Source organism: Johannesbaptistia floridana (genome assembly GCF_057440575.1).
The window spans coordinates 1-1,351 of record NZ_JALKVM010000329.1; the positions used below are offsets into that span (position 1 = coordinate 1).

Annotated in this window: 2 protein-coding genes; both read right to left on the minus strand. The window is 43.6% G+C overall.

Translation table 11 applies throughout. The features are described from left to right. Window positions 1-42 precede the first annotated feature (42 nt). Window positions 43-789, minus strand: a complete 747-nt coding sequence (locus MW688_RS18755; RefSeq protein ID WP_486737540.1) for a histone deacetylase family protein — start codon at window positions 787-789, stop codon at window positions 43-45. A gap of 379 nt (window positions 790-1,168) precedes the next feature. Next, window positions 1,169-1,351: hypothetical protein (locus MW688_RS18760; protein WP_486737539.1), on the minus strand; the 183-nt coding region annotated here is incomplete at its 5' end.

Genomic DNA, 1,351 nt, shown 5'->3' on the forward strand with positions numbered 1-1,351 from the left:
TTTCTGTCTTATTTGGCTGTTTGAGTAAATTTGAGTAGATTTTTAGAAGCGGTAACCGAGGGCAAAACAGGTACTTAAAACTAACATCTCCCGACGATAAATACCGCGATCGCTCAAGGCTAGTTTCCCTAGGTTATCATTTACATGGGTGTCTACTCCGGCATCGTAGATTACTAAGTCTGGTTTAACGCTGTGGAGTAAGTCTCCTAGGTGTTGGGCGAGAATTTGTAGATAACCATCGTCATCTAGACCGATGGCTAGAGGTATATCTAAATCACTTTGTTGTTTTTTACTAGGGAAATTAGCTTCACAGTGCATGGAAAATGTAAATACTTCTGGCTGATGAAGGAAAATAAAGGCTGTGCCGTCTCCTTGGTGTACATCTAGGTCTACAATTAATACTTTCTTGACTAATCCCTGTTTTAATAATACCCGAGAGGCGATCGCCATATCATTGAATATACAAAAACCAGATCCATAACTTGGGAAGGCGTGGTGAGTGCCACCTGCACAGTTACAGCTTATCCCAAATTCTAGGGCTAATTGGGCTGTAAGAATTGTTCCTCCTACGGCGATACAAGTTCTCTTAGCGAGTTTTTCTGTACAGGGTAGACCAATTTTGCGCACGGCTTTAGGATCTAGGGTGGCGCTACAGTAGGCTTGAACATATTCTGGTGTATGAACTAGTTCTAGCCATTCTACTGGTGGTAATTGAGGTGTATAGGTTGATTTGGCCGTGGCTATCCCTTCTTGTTGTAACAATTCATATAATTTTTTAAATTTCCCCATGGGAAATCTATGTCCCTCTGGTAATTGTGCCACATAGTCTTGATGATATACTACTGGAAGAATCCCTCGCCTCCTGGTTATTTGCTGATGTTGCTATTTATTTTAGTTCTTTTGTTGAGATATTTTGGGAAATAGCGATTATCTTTCCTAGTTTTTTGGGGGTTATAGCAAGCTCGCAAATAGATGTTTACAGTTATGATGAAAAGCCCCCCTTATTAAGGGGGGTTGGGGGGATCATGTATTGAATTTTGGAACACTACTGAGTCAACCCAACCTACAGACTTATATTTATGACTATATTTGAATAAGGTTGGGTTGAGTAGCGATTTCGTGGGAGATCCCCCTTTGTTGGCGAGTTCGCCTAACCTATAAACTATGGCTAAGAGCGATCGCTCTTTGTTACTCTACCAGAAACATTGTGTAATGGCGCAAGCCGCAGAAGGGTGCAAGCCGCAGAAGGGTGCAAGCCGCAGAAGGGCGCAAGCCGAACAAGGGCGCAAGCCGAACAAGGGCGCAAGCCGCAGAAGGGCGCAAGCCGCAGAAGGGCGCAAGCCGCAGAAGG